We start from the raw sequence: 18531 nt of genomic DNA on the forward strand, positions 1-18531 counted from the left end.
TTTTTAGTATGACTTACCAACAAATTTGCTGTGCTGTTGGAAGGAATTATGCTCGATTTACAAGGATATGAAGCCTCAATACTAAAAGGGGCCGTACTGACCATAGAAGTAGCAATACTTTCACTATTGCTCGCTATGTTGTTAGGTATGTTAGGCGCGCTCGCTAAGCTTGCTCCCTATAAGTGGGCACGTGCGATAGCGACACTTTACACTACCATTATTCGAGGCATTCCAGATCTCGTTTTAATGATGCTTATCTTCTTTGGCGGACAAATACTGCTCAATAACAGTCTGTACGCCGTTAACGAGTGGCTCAACAACTGGTTCATGTCCAGTGACCCGAACCACGAGTGGACCTCATACTTACCTGACTATATTGATGTGTCTCCGTTTATTGCCGGGGTATTAACTATCGGATTTATCTTCGGTGCTTATATGGCCGAAACCTTCCGTGGTGCAATCATGGCGGTTGATAAAGGTGAAATGGAAGCAGCGAAGGCCTATGGTATGAGCTCTGTTTTAGCATTTAGACGCATACTGTTACCTCAAATGATTCGTCATGCTTTACCTGGATTTGGTAATAACTGGCTTGTACTTCTTAAGACAACTGCACTCGTCTCCATCATTGGATTAGAAGACATGGTACGCGTGAGTTCATTAGCGGCGGGTTCAACCAAGATGCCGTTTACCTTCTATATGTCGGTGGCGATAATCTTCCTACTGTTCACTAGCATCTCAACCGGTTTCTTAAAGCTGGTTGAGCGCAAATTCAGTATTCATGTGAGGTAGATATGGACTTTTCATTGATTATAGAAAGTTTCCCAGTCTATCTGGATGGCCTTTGGACTACTGCGTGGTTGGTGTCGCTGGCATTAGTGATTGGCTTGTGCGTGGCAATTCCATTGGCGGTAGCCAGAAATAGTACTAACTACTTGTTCAGTTTGCCATCGTGGGGTTTTATATATTTTTTCCGTGGCACGCCATTGTTGGTTCAACTCTATTTGATTTACTACGGCATGGACCAATTCTTCCCAGTCAAAGATACGCTGTGGGAAAACGCATGGTTCTGCGCGTTAGTCGCGTTTGTACTTAACACATCAGCGTATACGGCAGAAATTATCCGCGGTGCGATAAATGGCTTACCAAAAGGTGAAGTCGAAGCCGCAAAAGCTTATGGAATGAGCCCTTGGAAGACCTATCGTCGCATTATTTTGCCTAGCGCGTTACGCAGAGCCTTACCAGCATACAGTAACGAAGTTATTTTCATGCTTCACGGTTCGGCGGTAGCAGGTATCGTCACCATTATGGATTTGACCGGTGCTGCCAGACTAGTGAACTCTCGTTACTATGCACCGTTTGAGTCATTCCTGACCGCAGGTTTGTTCTATATGGGACTGACCTTCATTATTCTTTGGGTATTTAAGAAAGCAGAGAAGCGATTCCTAGCGTATATGAGACCATTAGAGTCACAGTGATGTAGTTATTCCTTAAGAAAGAATAATTAGAATTATTATCCCCGATTGTTGTGAAAGTGATGATCGGGGATTTTGTTTTTGTATTACGCTTTGGGTAGATTCCTGCTCGGAGGCAGGAATTACGGTATATTAGCGCGAACCAAACCTTAGCTTAGCCAAACACAGACCAAATTGGCGCGTGATCAGATGGCTTCTCAATGCCACGTAGTTCGTAATCAATACCTGCTTCTGAACACGTTTTTGCAAGACTCTTCGTTGCCAATACTACGTCAATTCGCAGGCCGCGATTATCATCGAATCCGCGAGAACGGTAATCAAACCATGAGAACTGATCATCGACGTTTGGATGCAGTTGACGGAATGTATCCACGAAGCCCCAGTCGAGTAGAGTCTGTAGCCATTCACGTTCAATTGGCTGGAAGGAACACTTACCGGTCTTGAGCCAGCGCTTGCGATTTGGTTCACCTATACCGATATCTAGGTCGATTGGACTGATGTTGATGTCACCCATAACGATAAGCTTCTCATCATTACTATGGTGGTCATTCAAATAGGCCATCAGATCTTTATAGAACGCTTCTTTGTAAGGAAACTTGGTCTCATGGCTAATGTTATCCCCTTGAGGGAAGTAGCCATTTAACACGGTCACTTTGTCGCCATTCGCATCTTCGAATGTTGCCATGATCATGCGTTTTTGATGATCTTCGTTGTCAGTAGGGAAGCCTTTTTGAACCGAGATAGGCTCCTGTTTACAAAGCATAGCGACACCATAGTGCGCCTTTTGGCCGTGGAAATAGACTTTGTAGCCCATTGCTTCTACTGCTTCTAATGGGAATGCCTCGTCGTGAACTTTGATTTCTTGCAAACCAATGACGTCTGGTTGATGTTTGTCAATCAACGCTTGAAGCTGATGAAGTCGAGCGCGTAGGCCATTGATATTAAAACTGATGACTTTCATTTCTCACTAATCCTGTGATTTTTATATCAGGGTCAAAATACTAGCATTGAGCATCCGGAACGTACAACGCTTCAGTTGAGGTGTAGATGTAAAAATGATGTAATAAATCGCTAAATAAATACGACAATACGTCGATAAAAAAACATACTGGCTCACGTTTGCAAAAAGGATGTACTATGCGAACTCTTTCCGTGCAGTGGAAAATCACGGTGTTGGCAGGCTGCTGCTTGCTATTTACTTCCATAGCTTTGATAGGCTTTTCTCTCTATAACGCCATCAACAGCCAAAAAGCAATTCAAACACTCAGTTCCGAATCGGTGGTTGAAAAATCACAAGCGTTACTTGAAGCTCGTGCGGATATCAACGCGCGAGAAGTCAAAGATTATTTCAATGAAGCGATTTACCGTGCGGAAATGTTGATCGCCAACGCTAAGTTTCAAAAGTATAACGCGGAAGAAAACTTCGTCCCTAGTGAGGATCTGCGTACTGCACTGGATGAAATGATTCGACAGGCCGTTATCGAGTTTCCTTCGATCCAAGGTGCATATTTAGTGTTTAAACCCAATATGCTCGATGGAGAAGATTCAAACTATGAAGGAGCCGACTACGTAGGTTCCAATGAGCTTGGACAGTTTGCAACCTATTGGCAAATCACAGAGACGGGTGAAAATGCCGTCCGCACGGTTCTAACCAAGCGTAAGCTAGACGCTTTAGAAGATGGGGAGCGCTTTTATTGTCCTCTCGCTACCGAAGCATCGTGTGTCAGTACCCCACGACTCAGTACTATTGGTGATCAGCAACATCTCACTTCATCACTCTCAATTCCGATTGAAGTTGATAACATTCTGATTGGATTTTTAGGTATCGACCTTAAACTGACGGAGCTCGCCAATACCGTTATGGAGTCAGATGCCAGCCTCTTTAATGGCAGTGGACACGTGAACATCATCAGCCTCGATGAAAGTGTAATTGCCAGTGACGATTCGAGTATTAAAGTTGGCTCTCCTTATAAAAGCGCCATTTTATCGTCAGAGCAGATTACTGACCTTATGTTTGGAGAAGAAGCTAGCGCTCAATGGAGTGCAGATGGTCAGTGGTTAACGGTATTTAATCCGGTCACCATTGCTAACCAGACATGGGGCGTTTTCTTTGATATGCCTCGTAGCAGCGTTCTCAGTGATGCCATTGAGCTTGATAGCATTATCTCTAAGCAGCTAGAAGAGGGAATTGTATTTGAAGTCTTAGTAGGTGCTGGTTTTGTTATTGTAGGGCTCGTCATCATCGCTCTAATGTCGCTGCGCTTAGTTAAGCCAATTAGAGAGGTGGTTACTCGCCTCGAAGATATTGCCAGCGGAGAGGGAGACCTAACGCAGCGTTTGGAAGTTAAATCGGGTGATGAGATAGGTCAGCTTGCAGAGCAGTTCAATGCCTTCTTAGCGAAACTGCAAACGACGATCCAACAAGTTGCCGTAACCACCGAACGTATTGCAGGTACCGCAGAAAGCGCTAATGCCACGGCGGTAGCAACACGAGAGAGTAGTGAAGCTCAATTTAGAGAAGTTGACCTTGTTGCTACTGCTTCAGAAGAGATGACACAAACGGCGTCACTCGTAGTCCAAAATGCTGAAGTAGCGGTGCAAGCAGCAGCGTCAGCAAATGAGTCTGCTAGCCAAGGTCAGGAAGTCGTTGAGCTATCAGCCAGCGAAATGGTTCGTTTGGTTGAGCAGATGAAAGCTACCGTACCGGTGGTTGAAGAGCTAGCGAAGAACAACACTAATATCACAGAGATACTCGCCGTCATTGAAGGGATTTCCGAGCAGACTAACCTACTAGCGCTAAATGCAGCTATTGAAGCGGCGAGAGCAGGAGAGCAAGGTCGTGGGTTCGCGGTAGTTGCAGATGAGGTTCGAAGTCTAGCAAGTCGTACTCACGACTCGGTCGGCGAAATCCAAGAAGTGATTGAGCGCGTTCAGAAGGGAACGCGAGATGTGGTAAGTGCAATTCAAGAAGGCTCACAACTTGCAGATTCCACTGCGACGCATGTACAGCAAGCCGTTGCAGCACTGAGCAGCATCTTCGAGTCTATCTCAGCGATTAACGATATGAACAGCCAGATTGTTAAGGCGGCGGAAGAACAGCAATCCGTATCGGCGGAAGTTAACCAAAACGTGAGTAACATTCGTGATTTAAGTGCTCAAATCTTAGAGAAAGCAGGAGATTCAGAAAAAGTGGGCAAAGAAATCAACCAGCTTTCTGGAGAACAACAAGGGTTGATGAGCCAATTTAAGGTATAGCCGCTCTTTTTGAGCACAAAAGTAATAACAAAAAACGCGACCGAATAGGTCGCGTTTTGTATTCAACAATTCAGTGAAGAAAAGAAATCAGCACAGAACCGTTATGACGCTTCTTCCTCATTAACGTGCCCAAACATCTTAGCCGCATAGGCAACACGCTCTTCTGGAGAAGGGTAGGTAAACGGATTAGGTTCGCCTAATGATTCGATGTGTTGCAGTCTCGGTAAGATGCCGCACCCATTGGCAATTTGAATCGCAAGACCAGGACGAGCATTAAGCTCTAACACCATTGGTCCTTCTTCCTTGTCTAACACCATATCCGTACCCATATAGCCCAAGCCTGTCATTTCATAAGCACTTGAGGCAAGAGTCAGGAGTCGTTCCCAGTGAGGTACAGCAAGCGTTGCAAGTTCTTTGCCGGTGTCTGGGTGGAGGGTTACTGGCTGGTCAAATTGAACCGCTCGAACCGCTTTGCCGGTAGCGATATCAATACCAACACCTACAGCACCTTGGTGAAGGTTGGCCTTGCCGTCGGACGCGGATGTAGAAAGGCGCATCATCGCCATCACTGGGTAACCTTGGAATACGATGATTCGAACGTCAGGAACCCCTTCGTAACTGAAACCTTCAAAGCAGTCATCAAACTTGATGAGGTTTTCGACGACCGCTACATCGTTCTTGCCACCTAATGAGAACAGTCCCGCTAGCGCGTTACTGATGTGACGTTCAACGTCTTCTTTGTTAATGGTAGAGCCAGATGGTTTAGTGTAGACCCCATCTTTGTGCTCCGTGACCACTAAGATACCTTTACCACCACTACCTTGAGCAGGTTTAATTACGAATCCAGGCCAGTCTTTAACCATCTCATGGATGGTTTTAACTTCAACCTGACTTCGAATTACACCAATCAAGGCTGGTGTGGTTGCGCCAGCTTCCTCTGCGATGATTTTGGTTTTAAGTTTGTCGTCTACCAACGGGTATTTAGAACGATCATTGTAGCGACCAATGTAACTATGGTTACGCTGGTTCATACCCATGATACCGCGTTCACGTAACTTAAAAGGACTGGTTAGCTTACGTAGCATAAATTAGTCCTCCGTTAGAGGTTTGAAACGGCGTAGTTCTGTCAGACGGTAGCCTGTGTATGTACCTAACATCAGGATACCACCAAGGATAACCAGTTGCAGACCGATAAAGTTAAACGTTAGGTGCTGTACATATGGATTGGTCATCGCGAGATAAACCAGAACCGCAGTTAGTAGCGAGCCACCACCTTGCAGTACAACCTCTTTCGCGCCTTCCTCTTCCCATAGAATCGACATACGTTCGATCGTCCAAGACAAGATGATCATTGGGAAGAAGGTAATTGACAGACCTTCAGTGAGACCAATCTTGAAGGCAACGACGGTAAAGACAGAAATAATCAAAATAACGGTGATGATGACCGCTGATATCCTGGCAACTAACAGTAAGTTGAGTTTGGATAGATAGCTACGGATAACTAAACCGGTACCAACAATCAATAGGAAGCCGACAATACCTGTGACTAACTGTGTCTGAACGAAGGCTACGGCAATCAGAACTGGCATGAAAGTACCGGAGGTCTTCAGGCCGATCAGTATTCTTAAGAACACAACAATCAACGCGCCAATTGGTATCAGCATGATAGTCTTAAACATGGCTTGCTCTTCGAGAGGCAGGCTATGAATAGAGAAGTTAAGTAGGCCGTCAGCATCAACTTTGCTGTTTGTCGCTTCTTGAGGGGATACCTCTTGCGAAATCATGGTGAAATGAACTTTACTGTCTTTACCACCCACGACATCAAGTAAAGAGACGTTGGACTCATCCCAAACCAACAGGTTTTGCTGTTTCTTACCTTCAGTTGTTTCAGGAGAGAAAATTTGCCACTTCTTGCCATCCCAAACTTGCAGCATTTGTTGGCTAGATTGGCGACGGCGGCCGTCTTCTAATTCAATAACGCCGACCACTTTGCTTGGAACTTCAGCATACGCAAGAAGTTTAGAAGCTGCTTGCAGCTTAGTCATGTTGTTCAGAATAAGAGCTGAGTTTTGGCTATCGCCGTCATTCAGTGCTTTGATGAGCTCGCGAGTAAAAGTGATATTGTCAGAGGAGCGAGAGTTAGCACGTTCGACCAAAGCGATTGCTGCTGCTTCTTCTGGACCATCAAAGGTTGGTTTAATGACTTCTTCGGTAGGCGGTGTCGAGTTAGCGAGTGCTTGGTCATCGACAAGAAATTGAGTTTTGTAGTAGATCGTTTGAGGGCCTTGCGCTTGGCGGATTGACCACTCTGCCCGACGACCTGCGTCAGAATCTACATAGGAAACACCGTAACCTGGTGACGATGCAGATTCTCCAATGAGCGTGAAGCCTTCTTGAGTGTAAGGTGCCGCTAGAGAAACTTTTGCGGGCTTGCCAATGGCATTAAATTCAACTCTAGCCTCGATATCCCAGACTTGGCGAGTTTCACCTGGAGTCCATGGAACGCCGTATGTTTCGTGCCTGATGACACTAAGCGCAATACCTGCGGCAATCAGTAAGCCTACTGATAGGTAAAATGGAATACGTGAAGTCATAAACAACCTTATTATTGTAATTGCTTTCCCTGAAAGTGTTATTCAAAAGAGATTTATTTGTTAGATGAAAGTATATATTGCTGACTTACATCCACTAAAGCAATATCTTTGATAAATTCTCTTCCTAGTAATATAGGGTGGGTCATTTGCGAGCGATCCGCCAGTGTAAATTGCGCTTTTTCATGGATTTTTCCTACACGGATCCACAATTCAACCACAGCTCTGCGTTCCATTTCATCGCTAGTAGATTGGCGTATTTTAACGTATCGGAGGACAGGAGCTTCAATCCAACGTTTTTCCTGCTCTTTAACTTTGTCGTTGACTAGGTGAAACTTCACCCATTGCTTACCATCTCTCTCAAACGCCTGAATATCCCCGGCATTTAATGAGGACGTCGCAGCGCCTGTATCAACACGTGCATCGAAAGTCTGTTTCAAAACATCAAGTTTAACTTTTTCAACAGAACCCAAGATGACAGGGCTTGAAATTGAAGGCACAGCAACTATAGCCGGAAGAGGCTTAGATTCATCAATTTTCTCCAATCCTGCCGCTTGATTGTTTTCAAGTACCTTAATTTGTTCATTGAGTGCGATGATTTCAGATTCCAAACTATCGATGTAGTCAGTTTGGTTACTCAACTGCAGGTCGATATTGGTGAGGCGATTCTCAAGGCGCTGATCAGATTGCTTGATTGCATTGAGTGTACTTTGGTGAAGTTCTTGATGATTAATAGTGGAACAGCCGGAAAGTAAACCGATGGCGACAAGTGGTGCCAAGCGTTTGTACATCTTAAACCCTAAAACAGTAAATAATGGAACAGGAAGTAGCATGGATTTTAGCTGATCAATAAGGGAGTTTGATACTCCCTATTGTCAGAGCTGCGTTAGAGTTATAAACGTCATGTCAAAACTCAATAAAGTGAGACGTATACAACACTTACGATTGATTAATTGCTTGGATTATCAGCAATTAAGATAGCGCGACGTGGAGCAGGGTAGCCCTCGACAGTTTTGCTAGGATCATTCTGATCTAGATATTCAGGCAACGAGTTATGTGTCATCCATTCAGTGGTTCGTTGCTCACCGATTGTCGTCACGTTCTCATCAACGATACGTACATTTTCAAAGCCAACTTTCTCGAGCCAAACTTTCAATGCACGTGCTGACGGGAAAAAGTAAACATTGCGCATTTGAGCGTAGCGATCGTGCGGCACCAACACAGCATTCTCGTCACCCTCGATAACTAAGGTTTCTAAAATCAGCTCGCCACCCGCTACCAATTGGTTCTTTAACTGGATAAGGTGATCGAGCGGCGAACGGCGGTGATACAACACACCCATGCTGAATACCGTATCAAACGCTTGCAGTTCAGGAAGCTGTTCGATACCTAATGGCAGCAAATGAGCGCGTTGGTCGTTGCCCATCATTTTGCGAATCGCTTCAAATTGAACCAAAAATAGGTGTGATGGGTCAATACCCACGCATAGACGCGCACCTTCACCTAGCATGCGCCACATGTGATAGCCGTTACCACAGCCAACATCCAATACAGAGCGATTCTTTAATGGAGAGATGTGTGGCAGCACGCGATCCCATTTCCAATCAGAGCGCCACTCGGTATCAATATGAATGTCATGAACATGGTACGGACCCTTACGCCAAGGGTGGAAAGTACGCAGTAAACTCTCAAGCTTTTTCATTTCGCCGGTGGGCAATGGCTCAGAGTTTGAAATGGTCACGCTGTCTTTCAGCTCTACGTTATCAGGCTGACCCACATCAATCTTTGCGAGGGCTCTTAACCAACGATCAAAATCGCCATGCTGAGCGTTTTGCCAATCAGTCAGCTGTTGAGGCAACACATTAAGCCACGGCTGTAGGCGTGTATCTTGAGCAATAAGTTGGTAGAAGTCTGCAAAATTAAACATGGGATTCTCTAATTTTTAAACTTAGCGACATCTCGCTAATGGTCTATCTGGGTAATGGTTGTAATACGCTATTTAATAGCAAACATAGAGCCGAAGTTGAAACACTGGAACCAAACTTCGCAGCTGCTAAAACCGATCTCTTCAAAGCGCGCCTTGTGCATCGTGATTGAGTCTGGGCGCATCACGTTTTCAATGGCACTACGCTTTTGGCTAATTTCGAGTTCGCTGTAACCATTGGCGCGCTTGAAGTCATGATGCAAATCGATTAATAGTTCATTGGCGCTTTCGTCTTCGAACACATATTTCTCCGATAAGATCAAAATACCGCCAGGGCGCAAACCAGCGTAGATCTTTTCAAGCAGAGTTCGGCGATCCTCTGGAGATAAAAATTGAAGCGTAAAGTTAAGCACCACAACGGACGCGTCGGTGATATCAATGTCACGAATATCGGCTTCAACGACATTAACCGGAGTATCAGAGCGGTAAGCATTCACATGAAGTTTGCAACGCTCAACCATAGCTGGAGAGTTATCGACCGCAATGATTTGGCAACCTTCTTGAGTAATGTTACGACGCATAGATAGCGTAGCAGCGCCCAAGGAACAGCCTAAGTCATAAATAGTGGAGTGAGGCTTTGCAAAGCGCTCAGCCAGCATTCCAATAGCAGAAATAATATTGCTGTAACCCGGTACACTGCGTTGAATCATATCTGGGAAGACTTCCGCTACGCGTTCGTCGAAGGTAAAGTCACCAATTTTATCGATAGGTGCAGAGAATATCGTATCTTTGTTCTGCATATCATTGTTCCCCATACGGTCTCACTCAGTCCTAAACTTGGCTCAGCGCACTGCTAAGTACAAGTTCAGAGGCAATAAAAAAGGCGCGCATTTTACGTTATTCATCAAGAAAAGTCATCCCGCGTGGTTATATCGCAATTTGTGTTAAGTCAAATCAGTGAGAAATAAACACACAGTAATGAATTAGAACATGGAAATTTGATGATCATCGCGCAATGCAGGAATTGTGTTGAGTGGGGAAAGCGTTGTTTGAAGCGTTGCCATATACTGGCTTAGCACTTCATAAAGCTTAATGGCAAGCTCAGGTGCTTCGACATTGTCAGGAGTATGGATCATAACGTAGGGCTGCTTACCTTGTTGAATCCACTCGGCAAGTTTGTTTTCCCAAGGCTTAAAGAAGCGAAGATTTTGTTCCATATCGGGGTGACCAATAAAGCGAATCAGTGGATGTTGTGCAGTGGCAATAGCGTGAACAGGTACTTTTGGTTTCTTTTCATGAGCGTCGATGACGGCAGGGGTATCCGGCTTGGCCGCGAAAACAGGACGACTATCCATAATAATGCGGTCGATATTTTGCTCCATTAACCATTGGTTAAACCGTCGTTCGTCATCAGATTTATTGAAAAATCCCAAATGGCGAACCTCAACCCCCAACGGCATGTCGCTAGGGAACCACTGGCAAAAAGATTGCAGTGATGCGAGGTGTTCGGGAGCAAAACTGATCGGAAGCTGAATCGTCCACATACCAATTTTCGAGTGCAGCGGTTCCATAACTTTGAGGAAGTTGTTTAGCTCTGCTCGGCATTGAGTGAGCATTTGCTCGTGGGTGATCTGTTTTGGGAGCTTGAAGGTAAAGCGGAAATCTTCAGGAGTCGCACGATTCCAGCTATCGACAGTAGAATTATTCGGTGTAGCGTAAAAGGTGGTATTGCCTTCCACAGTGTGAAAAACAGATGCATAACGCTCCAAGCGCTCATTTGGCTTGGTACCTTTACCATAGAATGAGTGCTGCCAATCACTGTGTGACCACATGGTTAAACCCAATCTTAACTTAAGCTCGCTCATCATCTTCCCTTGCTTTCGTTTCCATCTATGGCATCTCGTGTATTGACTGTAATGTTCTGGCTTAGATCGTATCAACAGGATTTGTTGATATTTTATCCATTTCAAGAGTTCTAGTGCCGCAACTGGCAATTAAACACAACAATTCTGTCAAATTAGGTCGATTTTAGACGATTTTCCGAGTATAAATGAACCTTTGATTTTATGGGTGTAATGTAAGTTGGCTAGATAATAGTCACTTGCCCATACTATACGTTTCATTATCACTATTGGAAATTGGGAAATTCACTATGCGTAGCCATTACTGTGGTCACCTGAACAAGTCCCTTGCAGGACAAACTGTAGAACTGTGCGGCTGGGTAAACCGTCGCCGAGATTTAGGCGGTCTTATCTTTATCGATATGCGAGATCGTGAAGGTATCGTTCAGGTAGTTGTTGATCCAGACATGGCTGATGCTTACGAAGTGGCAAACCAACTTCGCAACGAATTCTGCATCAAGCTGACTGGTGAAGTTCGTGTTCGTCCAGAAAGCCAAGTTAACAAAGACATGGCAACTGGCGAGGTTGAGATCTTGGCAACTGGCCTTGAAATCATCAACCGCAGTGATGTATTGCCACTAGACTTCAACCAAACCAATACTGAAGAGCAGCGCCTTAAGTATCGTTACATCGATCTTCGTCGTCCAGAAATGAGCGATCGTATTAAGCTGCGCGCTAAAGCATCAAGCTTTGTTCGTCGTTTCCTTGACGACAATGGCTTCCTAGACATCGAAACACCAGTACTAACTAAAGCGACACCAGAAGGTGCACGTGACTACTTAGTGCCTAGCCGTGTTCACAAAGGTTCGTTCTACGCACTACCTCAATCACCACAGCTATTTAAGCAGCTGCTGATGATGTCTGGTTTCGACCGTTACTACCAAATCGTTAAGTGCTTCCGTGATGAAGACTTGCGTGCTGACCGTCAACCTGAATTTACTCAAATCGATATCGAAACTTCTTTTATGTCTGCGGATCAAGTTCGTGAAGTGACAGAAAAAATGGTTCGCGATATGTGGCAAGAGCTATTGAACGTAGACCTAGGTCAGTTCCCAGTTATGCCTTTCTCTGAAGCGATTCGTCGTTTTGGTTCAGATAAGCCAGATCTACGTAACCCGCTTGAGTTAGTAGACGTTGCTGATCTACTAAAAGATGTTGAATTCAAAGTGTTCTCAGGCCCAGCTAACGACGAAAAAGGTCGCGTAGCGGTTATCCGTGTACCAGGCGGTGCTTCTCTAACTCGTAAGCAAATTGATGGTTACGCAGAGTACGTTGGTATTTACGGCGCGAAAGGTCTTGCGTGGATGAAGGTTAACGACCGTGCCGCAGGTATGGAAGGTATCCAGTCTCCAGTAGCGAAGTTCCTAAACGAAGAAGTGATCAACGGTATTCTTGAGCGCACTGAAGCTGAGTCTGGCGATATCATTCTATTTGGTGCAGACAAAGCGAACACAGTTGCTGAAGCAATGGGTGCACTTCGTCTTAAAATTGGTAAGGATCTTGAACTTACTGATGAGTCTAAGTGGGCACCTCTTTGGGTTGTTGACTTCCCAATGTTCGAAGAAGATGACGAGGGTAACCTGCACGCGATGCACCACCCATTCACGTCTCCTCTAGGCATGACTGCGGAAGAGCTAAAAGCGAACCCAGCGGCAGCAAACTCAAACGCGTACGATATGGTTCTAAACGGCTATGAAGTAGGTGGCGGTTCTGTTCGTATTCATAACGCAGAAATGCAAGCAGCAGTATTCGAGATCCTTGGTATCGATGCAGAAGAGCAACGTGAGAAGTTTGGTTTCCTACTAGATGCACTTAAGTTTGGTACACCACCACACGCAGGACTTGCATTCGGTCTTGACCGTCTTGTGATGCTACTTTGCGGTACGGAAAACATCCGTGACGTAATCGCATTCCCGAAAACAACCGCGGCAGCGTGTCTACTGACAGATGCACCAAGTGCAGCAAACCCAGCAGCACTTGAAGAGCTAGCGATTGCTGTGACTGCAGCGAAAGAGAAGAAAGACTCTTAAGGTACGACGTGGTTTTTTAGTTAGGTCGCATGTCTTGGGTAGATTCCTGCCTGCGCAGGAATGACACATCAACCTTTGGTGTGCTCAAGCTGTTGTCATCCCTGCGTATGCAGGGATCTTCTAACCGCGAGCACCAAAACTAAAACCCAAGATCACAACATACCCAAAACTCCCGCAACAGCGGGAGTTTTTGTTTCCAAAATCTGTATAGTTATACCAACATAAAAAGTAATCCAACTTCATAGAACTCAAAGGATTTGTTATGGCAGGTCATAGTAAATGGGCGAATATTCGTCACCGTAAAGCAGCGCAAGATGCCAAGCGCGGCAAAATCTTCACTAAATTGATTCGCGAAATTGTCGTTGCCGCTAAAGAAGGTGGTGGTGAACCTGAAAACAACCCTCGTCTTCGTGCCGCTATTGATAAAGCACTCTCCAACAATATGACTCGTGATACGGTAAATCGTGCCGTGAGTCGTGGTGCTGGTGGGGAAGGCGATGACAACATGGAAACGGTCATCTACGAGGGTTACGGTCCCGGTGGAACGGCAGTCATGGTGGAATGCATGACCGACAATCGTAATCGAACCGTATCTGGCGTTCGCCACGCATTTTCTAAAGCAGGGGGCAACCTCGGTACTGATGGTAGTGTGAACTATCTATTCGATAAAAAGGGCGTCATTTCTTATGCTCCAGGTCTGGACGAAGACGAAGTGATGGAGGTTGCACTAGAAGGTGGTGCTGATGATATCGAAACCGGAGACGATGGCGCTATTGATGTTTACACCACACCTGCTGACTTTGGTGCAGTGAAAGATGCGTTAGATGGCGCTGGGTACCAAGCCGCCAATGCAGAAGTGACACTTGTGCCGTCAACCAAAGCGGAGCTTGATGAGACGACGGCACCAAAATTACTGCGCTTGATTGACGCACTGGAAGACCTTGACGATGTGCAAGAGGTCTATCACAACGGTGATATCTCTGACGAAGTCGCAGCAAGCCTTGAGTAATTAACGAGAAATCATGTCAATAATACTAGGAATCGACCCTGGCTCACGTATCACCGGATATGGTGTAATTCGTCAGCAGGGTCGCCATTTGCAATACCTCGGTAGCGGGTGTATCCGTACATCAGAAGCAGAGTTACCGGGCAGACTCAAACAAATCTACGCAGGTGTGAGTGAGATCATTACTCAATTTCAGCCAGATGTGTTTGCTATTGAACAGGTGTTTATGGCTAAAAACGCTGATTCAGCGCTTAAGTTAGGACAAGCCAGAGGCAGCGCAATTGTTGCCGCGGTGAATAATGACTTGCCTGTCTACGAATACGCAGCACGCTTAATCAAGCAAGCGGTAGTGGGTACGGGTGGAGCAGATAAAGCACAGGTTCAGCACATGGTTATGGCAATGCTGAAATTGCCGTCCAAACCTCAAGCTGATGCGGCTGACGCCTTAGGTGTTGCAATCTGTCATGCAAACACCAACAAAACACTTGTTGCTTTAGCAGGTAAAGCAACAGGCGCAAAAAAAGGGCGTTATCGCTAATCAAATTAATCGCATGAAGCCATTAAGGAAGCGTGGCGATATAAACGCCATACCGATAATTTTAACGATAGCCAGTCCACACTTTTAGAGCTTTTCGCCTAATTCGCCTTGTTAATTATTTGTTAACTTCCTAATATTGGTCCGATGAGTCAATTCAAAGGACCAAATGTCCGAATAATCAAATAACAAGGAACTCCAACGGCATGTGGCATTATTTTATCAATAATTCGGATAGCCTTTCTCGTAACACCCTTCGTAAAGCGGAAATCACCGCGGTCTTCTCAGTTGTGGCTTTGGTGGTTGGTTTATACAGCGCGATTAAGTGGCAATCCAATGGTCATGCGTCTCTATTTCTCACCTCTATCGCGTTGATTTTGGTCGAAGTTATTGCTTTAGCAGTGCTTCGTTTTAGTAAGATGATCACACTTGCACTGAATATCGGTTTCTTTGGTATGGTGTTGCATGCGGTGAATATTATTTTCCAAAGCGGTGGCATCGTTGATTCGACGCAGGCGTTCTGGGCCCCGCTGTTGATCGTAGCCTTCTATCTTTCCGCATCTCGTATTATGGCATTAACGTGGAGCGTCGGGATTCTAGCGGTATCCGCTGTGATGACCTATTTGCATACTTCCGGCTATCAGTTCCCAACGATTAACTTGTCGGCATCTAAGCAGAATATAGAGATTTGGTCTGGCATGTTACTGCCGCTCTTTGTCATTTGCTTCGCACAAAACTTTACTTCAAAACAGAAAGAAAGTGCGATTTCACGCGCTGAAAAAGCGCAAAAAGAGAGTGCGTTACAAGCAGAAAAAGCCTCAGAAGGAGAGAAGAAACTCGATAGCATGCTACTCGCTGTTAACGAAAGTGTTCAAGAGTTAGATGAAGTGATTCATCAAGTGAACACGCAATCCACACAGCTGACAAGTAACGTACAGTCACTGAGCCTTAACAGCGCTTCTCAAGCCAGTGCCGCAGAGGAAATGAGTCAGCAATTGGAACAGTTGTCGTCGTTCACCCAAGAGTCGGTGAACTTTATGGAGCAAGTGATTACCCAAACCGATTCGATAAAGCAGCAAGCAGAGAGCAGCTCGGAAATGCTGAATGCTTCGACGCAGGCCATCACCAATATCGATAACAGTAATCAGAAAGTGGTGTCGGTTATTGAGCTGATTACTTCCGTGGCAGAGCAAACCAACTTGCTTGCGTTAAATGCTGCTATTGAAGCAGCAAGGGCAGGTGAACATGGTCGTGGCTTCGCCGTCGTTGCTGAGCAGGTCAGAGAACTGTCGTCTAAAACCAGTAATTCAGTGGATGAGATTCGCACTCTTATCAACAACAGTCAGCAAGAAATCAACTCCGGACAAAAAACCATTCAAACCACAGTCTCTGAGTTGAGTATGATGATAGAACAGGTGCAAACCATTTCTTCAGAAATTACCGAGCTCAGTGAGTTGGTCACTCAGCAGAATTTAGCCATCGGCGAATTAGACCAGGCAAGCAGTGATGTGGCGGAGTCTGTCGTCGGCAGTAAAGCGATTGCCGAAGACATTCAGACGATTAGTGATCAGCTTGGTCAGCAAATCCATGAGGGCACTGAACTCTCCGAGCGCCTACGCTCTGTTATGCCTTAAATTTTACTTAGAATAACTGGATACCTATCCAGTTATTCTATATCCTAAGCCCTATTGCAACTAACATGAGACATTGAACTGTGATAGGACGATTACGTGGAACTCTAATCGAAAAGCAACCGCCAGAACTGTTAATTGAAGTGGGCGGCGTTGGCTACGAAATTCAAATGCCGATGAGCTGTTTCTACGAACTACCTGAAATTGGCCAAGAGGCGATCATTTACACTCACTTTGTAGTGCGTGAAGATGCGCAATTACTTTATGGCTTTAATACCGTCCGTGAACGTGCATTGTTCAGAGAGGTCATCAAAGCCAATGGTGTTGGTCCAAAACTTGGTCTTGGTATCCTATCCGGCATGTCGGCTACTCAGTTTGTTGCGTGTGTAGAACGTGAAGACATTTCTACTCTTGTTAAGCTACCTGGTGTCGGCAAAAAGACTGCTGAGCGTCTAGTTGTTGAAATGAAAGATCGTTTGAAAGGTTGGGGCGCGGGTGACTTGTTTACGCCTGCGACTGACGCTGCACCAGTTGATAGTGTTGGTGCTATGAATGCCGACAACGCGGAAGAAGAGGCGGTCAGTGCACTGCTTGCGTTGGGCTATAAACCTACACAGGCATCAAAAGTAGTTTCTCAAGTTGCGAAACCAGATATGACCAGCGAAGCGCTGATTCGTGAAGCACTGCGTGCTATGGTTTAAGTTGTGGGAAATTAAATCTCACCTTTATTAAATAAGCTGAATGAATAGCAAAGAGACAGCGTGACATGATTGAAGCCGATCGCTTAATAGCGCCTGAAAATCCTGTTTTCAAAGATGAGGACGTGATTGACCGAGCAATACGTCCTAAAAAACTGGCCGATTATGAAGGTCAAGAGCATGTTAGTGACCAGATGGAAATTTTCATCAAAGCGGCACAACTGCGTAATGAGGCGCTTGATCACTTGTTGATATTTGGTCCTCCGGGTCTGGGTAAGACAACCTTAGCCAATATCGTCGCCAATGAAATGGAAGTGAACATTCGCACCACGTCCGGTCCGGTGCTTGAGAAAGCAGGAGACTTGGCTGCGCTGTTGACCAACCTCGAAGAAAATGACGTCTTGTTCATTGACGAGATTCACCGTCTAAGTCCAATGGTTGAAGAAGTTTTGTATCCCGCGATGGAAGACTACCAACTGGATATCATGATTGGCGAGGGTCCTGCTGCACGCTCTATTAAGATTGACTTGCCTCCGTTCACTTTGATTGGCGCGACAACCAGAGCTGGTTCATTAACTTCACCACTTCGCGACCGCTTCGGTATTGTTCAGCGCTTGGAATATTACAAAATTGCTGATCTGCAAAAGATCGTGCAACGCAGCGCGTCTTGCCTTGGCTTGTCAATGGAACCAGAGGGCGCGTTGGAGATTGCTCGTCGTGCTCGTGGTACACCTCGTATTGCCAACCGTCTACTACGTCGCGTTCGAGATTATGCGGAAGTGAAAGGCAATGGACATATTTGTGCAGACATCGCAGACAAAGCACTGAATATGCTTGATGTCGACCATCAAGGTTTTGACTACATGGATAGAAAGCTTTTGCTAGCAATTATGGAGAAGTTCGCAGGTGGTCCTGTAGGTCTCGACAACCTAGCAGCAGCCATTGGTGAAGAGAAAGACACCATCGAAGATGTGATTGAGCCTTATTTGATACAACAAGGCTATTTACAACGCACACCTCGTGGCCGTATCGCGTCTGACCGAGCTTATTTACACTTCGGTATCGATAAACATTGATAATTGTCAGATTTCATCCAAATAGTTCCTTTTTGTGAATAATTATTAAGCCGCATTATTGTAAATTTATATTGCAAATATGCGGCTTTGTTTTATTTGTCATATCTATCGTTTTGTGTGATTTGAAGTCCAATTCTGTTTCATATAGCTAACACTTCACGCTATAATCCCTTGCTACTAAAGGGGTATTCCCAATTCTTCCTCCCCTTCACACTTCCCTTAATTTGCTTACATAAATTCATTGAAATTGATCTGCATCAATGTGATTAAAGATCGTACAATCAACTCTTTGTGTTTATTGATGTAAATCAAAGCAACTCTACAAATAAACCTTTTGAAACCGAGTCAATTTAACAGTAATATTAGCGCCAGCTATATTAGCGCAAGCTTAACAATTAACTAACCATTGAGG

At 45.2% G+C, this 18531-nt stretch carries 16 protein-coding genes; 9 read left to right on the forward strand and 7 right to left on the reverse strand.

From position 1 onward, the window contains the following. The first annotated feature begins 48 nt into the window (after positions 1-48). Positions 49-789: an ABC transporter permease gene (locus tag AWH66_RS06510; RefSeq protein WP_063605606.1), complete on the forward strand. Its 741-nt coding sequence runs from the start codon at positions 49-51 to the stop codon at positions 787-789. A 2-nt stretch (positions 790-791) separates the two neighbouring features. Next, on the forward strand, positions 792-1475 hold the full coding sequence (locus AWH66_RS06515; protein ID WP_063605605.1) for an ABC transporter permease: 684 nt from the start codon (positions 792-794) through the stop codon (positions 1473-1475). Between the two features lie 151 nt (positions 1476-1626). On the opposite strand, the gene xthA is transcribed toward AWH66_RS06515, so the two are convergent. Next, positions 1627-2433, reverse strand: a complete 807-nt coding sequence (gene xthA, locus AWH66_RS06520) for an exodeoxyribonuclease III (protein WP_063605604.1) — start codon at positions 2431-2433, stop codon at positions 1627-1629. Between the two features lie 176 nt (positions 2434-2609). On the opposite strand from xthA, the gene AWH66_RS06525 reads away from it, so the two are divergent. Next, on the forward strand, positions 2610-4727 hold the full coding sequence (locus AWH66_RS06525; protein WP_063605603.1) for a methyl-accepting chemotaxis protein: 2118 nt from the start codon (positions 2610-2612) through the stop codon (positions 4725-4727). A gap of 101 nt (positions 4728-4828) precedes the next feature. Here the strand turns inward: AWH66_RS06525 and AWH66_RS06530 are convergent, their stop codons facing one another. From AWH66_RS06530 to AWH66_RS06555, 6 genes are all read right to left on the reverse strand, one after another. Then, the gene (locus tag AWH66_RS06530) at positions 4829-5812 is read right to left on the reverse strand and encodes an alpha-L-glutamate ligase-like protein (protein WP_063605602.1); all 984 of its coding nucleotides are present in this window, start codon (positions 5810-5812) and stop codon (positions 4829-4831) included. A gap of 3 nt (positions 5813-5815) precedes the next feature. Further along, positions 5816-7321 carry an inactive transglutaminase family protein gene (locus AWH66_RS06535; protein ID WP_063605601.1) on the reverse strand — a complete coding sequence of 502 codons (1506 nt, stop codon included), beginning with the start codon at positions 7319-7321 and terminating at the stop codon, positions 5816-5818. A gap of 53 nt (positions 7322-7374) precedes the next feature. Next, positions 7375-8109 (reverse strand): putative ATP-dependent zinc protease, encoded by a 735-nt coding sequence (locus tag AWH66_RS06540; RefSeq protein WP_063605828.1) that lies wholly within the window; start codon positions 8107-8109, stop codon positions 7375-7377. A 158-nt stretch (positions 8110-8267) separates the two neighbouring features. Beyond that, positions 8268-9245 carry a tRNA 5-methoxyuridine(34)/uridine 5-oxyacetic acid(34) synthase CmoB gene (cmoB, locus tag AWH66_RS06545; RefSeq protein ID WP_063605600.1) on the reverse strand — a complete coding sequence of 326 codons (978 nt, stop codon included), beginning with the start codon at positions 9243-9245 and terminating at the stop codon, positions 8268-8270. Between the two features lie 68 nt (positions 9246-9313). After that, positions 9314-10042 carry a carboxy-S-adenosyl-L-methionine synthase CmoA gene (gene cmoA / locus AWH66_RS06550; RefSeq protein WP_063605826.1) on the reverse strand — a complete coding sequence of 243 codons (729 nt, stop codon included), beginning with the start codon at positions 10040-10042 and terminating at the stop codon, positions 9314-9316. A 183-nt stretch (positions 10043-10225) separates the two neighbouring features. After that, a complete protein-coding gene (locus AWH66_RS06555) occupies positions 10226-11107 on the reverse strand; it encodes a DUF72 domain-containing protein (RefSeq protein ID WP_063605599.1) in 882 nt (293 codons plus the stop codon). A gap of 287 nt (positions 11108-11394) precedes the next feature. Between AWH66_RS06555 and aspS the strand changes: the two genes are divergently transcribed. From aspS to ruvB, 6 genes are all read left to right on the forward strand, one after another. Further along, on the forward strand, positions 11395-13173 hold the full coding sequence (gene aspS / locus AWH66_RS06560) for an aspartate--tRNA ligase (RefSeq protein ID WP_063605598.1): 1779 nt from the start codon (positions 11395-11397) through the stop codon (positions 13171-13173). 262 nt (positions 13174-13435) lie between these two features. After that, on the forward strand, positions 13436-14182 hold the full coding sequence (locus tag AWH66_RS06565; protein WP_038230107.1) for a YebC/PmpR family DNA-binding transcriptional regulator: 747 nt from the start codon (positions 13436-13438) through the stop codon (positions 14180-14182). Between the two features lie 13 nt (positions 14183-14195). Continuing rightward, positions 14196-14717, forward strand: a complete 522-nt coding sequence (gene ruvC, locus AWH66_RS06570; RefSeq protein WP_006075042.1) for a crossover junction endodeoxyribonuclease RuvC — start codon at positions 14196-14198, stop codon at positions 14715-14717. Positions 14718-14920: 203 nt separating this feature from the next. After that, a complete protein-coding gene (locus tag AWH66_RS06575) occupies positions 14921-16348 on the forward strand; it encodes a methyl-accepting chemotaxis protein (protein WP_063605597.1) in 1428 nt (475 codons plus the stop codon). An 80-nt stretch (positions 16349-16428) separates the two neighbouring features. Beyond that, positions 16429-17046 carry a Holliday junction branch migration protein RuvA gene (gene ruvA / locus AWH66_RS06580; protein ID WP_006075044.1) on the forward strand — a complete coding sequence of 206 codons (618 nt, stop codon included), beginning with the start codon at positions 16429-16431 and terminating at the stop codon, positions 17044-17046. Between the two features lie 65 nt (positions 17047-17111). Beyond that, positions 17112-18119 carry a Holliday junction branch migration DNA helicase RuvB gene (gene ruvB / locus AWH66_RS06585; protein WP_006075045.1) on the forward strand — a complete coding sequence of 336 codons (1008 nt, stop codon included), beginning with the start codon at positions 17112-17114 and terminating at the stop codon, positions 18117-18119. Positions 18120-18531 lie beyond the last annotated feature (412 nt).

Source organism: Vibrio barjaei (assembly GCF_001639065.2).
Lineage (GTDB): Bacteria > Pseudomonadota > Gammaproteobacteria > Enterobacterales > Vibrionaceae > Vibrio > Vibrio barjaei.

What these genes read in the sequence shown, in the direction of transcription:
- AWH66_RS06510 (WP_063605606.1), top strand. Translation starts at nt 49, where the DNA reads ATGCTCGATTTACAAGGATATGAAGCCTCAATACTAAAAGGGGCCGTA.
- AWH66_RS06515 (WP_063605605.1), top strand. Translation starts at nt 792, where the DNA reads ATGGACTTTTCATTGATTATAGAAAGTTTCCCAGTCTATCTGGATGGC.
- xthA (WP_063605604.1), bottom strand. Translation starts at nt 2,433, where the DNA reads ATGAAAGTCATCAGTTTTAATATCAATGGCCTACGCGCTCGACTTCAT.
- AWH66_RS06525 (WP_063605603.1), top strand. Translation starts at nt 2,610, where the DNA reads ATGCGAACTCTTTCCGTGCAGTGGAAAATCACGGTGTTGGCAGGCTGC.
- AWH66_RS06530 (WP_063605602.1), bottom strand. Translation starts at nt 5,812, where the DNA reads ATGCTACGTAAGCTAACCAGTCCTTTTAAGTTACGTGAACGCGGTATC.
- AWH66_RS06535 (WP_063605601.1), bottom strand. Translation starts at nt 7,321, where the DNA reads ATGACTTCACGTATTCCATTTTACCTATCAGTAGGCTTACTGATTGCC.
- AWH66_RS06540 (WP_063605828.1), bottom strand. Translation starts at nt 8,109, where the DNA reads ATGTACAAACGCTTGGCACCACTTGTCGCCATCGGTTTACTTTCCGGC.
- cmoB (WP_063605600.1), bottom strand. Translation starts at nt 9,245, where the DNA reads ATGTTTAATTTTGCAGACTTCTACCAACTTATTGCTCAAGATACACGC.
- cmoA (WP_063605826.1), bottom strand. Translation starts at nt 10,042, where the DNA reads ATGCAGAACAAAGATACGATATTCTCTGCACCTATCGATAAAATTGGT.
- AWH66_RS06555 (WP_063605599.1), bottom strand. Translation starts at nt 11,107, where the DNA reads ATGAGCGAGCTTAAGTTAAGATTGGGTTTAACCATGTGGTCACACAGT.
- aspS (WP_063605598.1), top strand. Translation starts at nt 11,395, where the DNA reads ATGCGTAGCCATTACTGTGGTCACCTGAACAAGTCCCTTGCAGGACAA.
- AWH66_RS06565 (WP_038230107.1), top strand. Translation starts at nt 13,436, where the DNA reads ATGGCAGGTCATAGTAAATGGGCGAATATTCGTCACCGTAAAGCAGCG.
- ruvC (WP_006075042.1), top strand. Translation starts at nt 14,196, where the DNA reads ATGTCAATAATACTAGGAATCGACCCTGGCTCACGTATCACCGGATAT.
- AWH66_RS06575 (WP_063605597.1), top strand. Translation starts at nt 14,921, where the DNA reads ATGTGGCATTATTTTATCAATAATTCGGATAGCCTTTCTCGTAACACC.
- ruvB (WP_006075045.1), top strand. Translation starts at nt 17,112, where the DNA reads ATGATTGAAGCCGATCGCTTAATAGCGCCTGAAAATCCTGTTTTCAAA.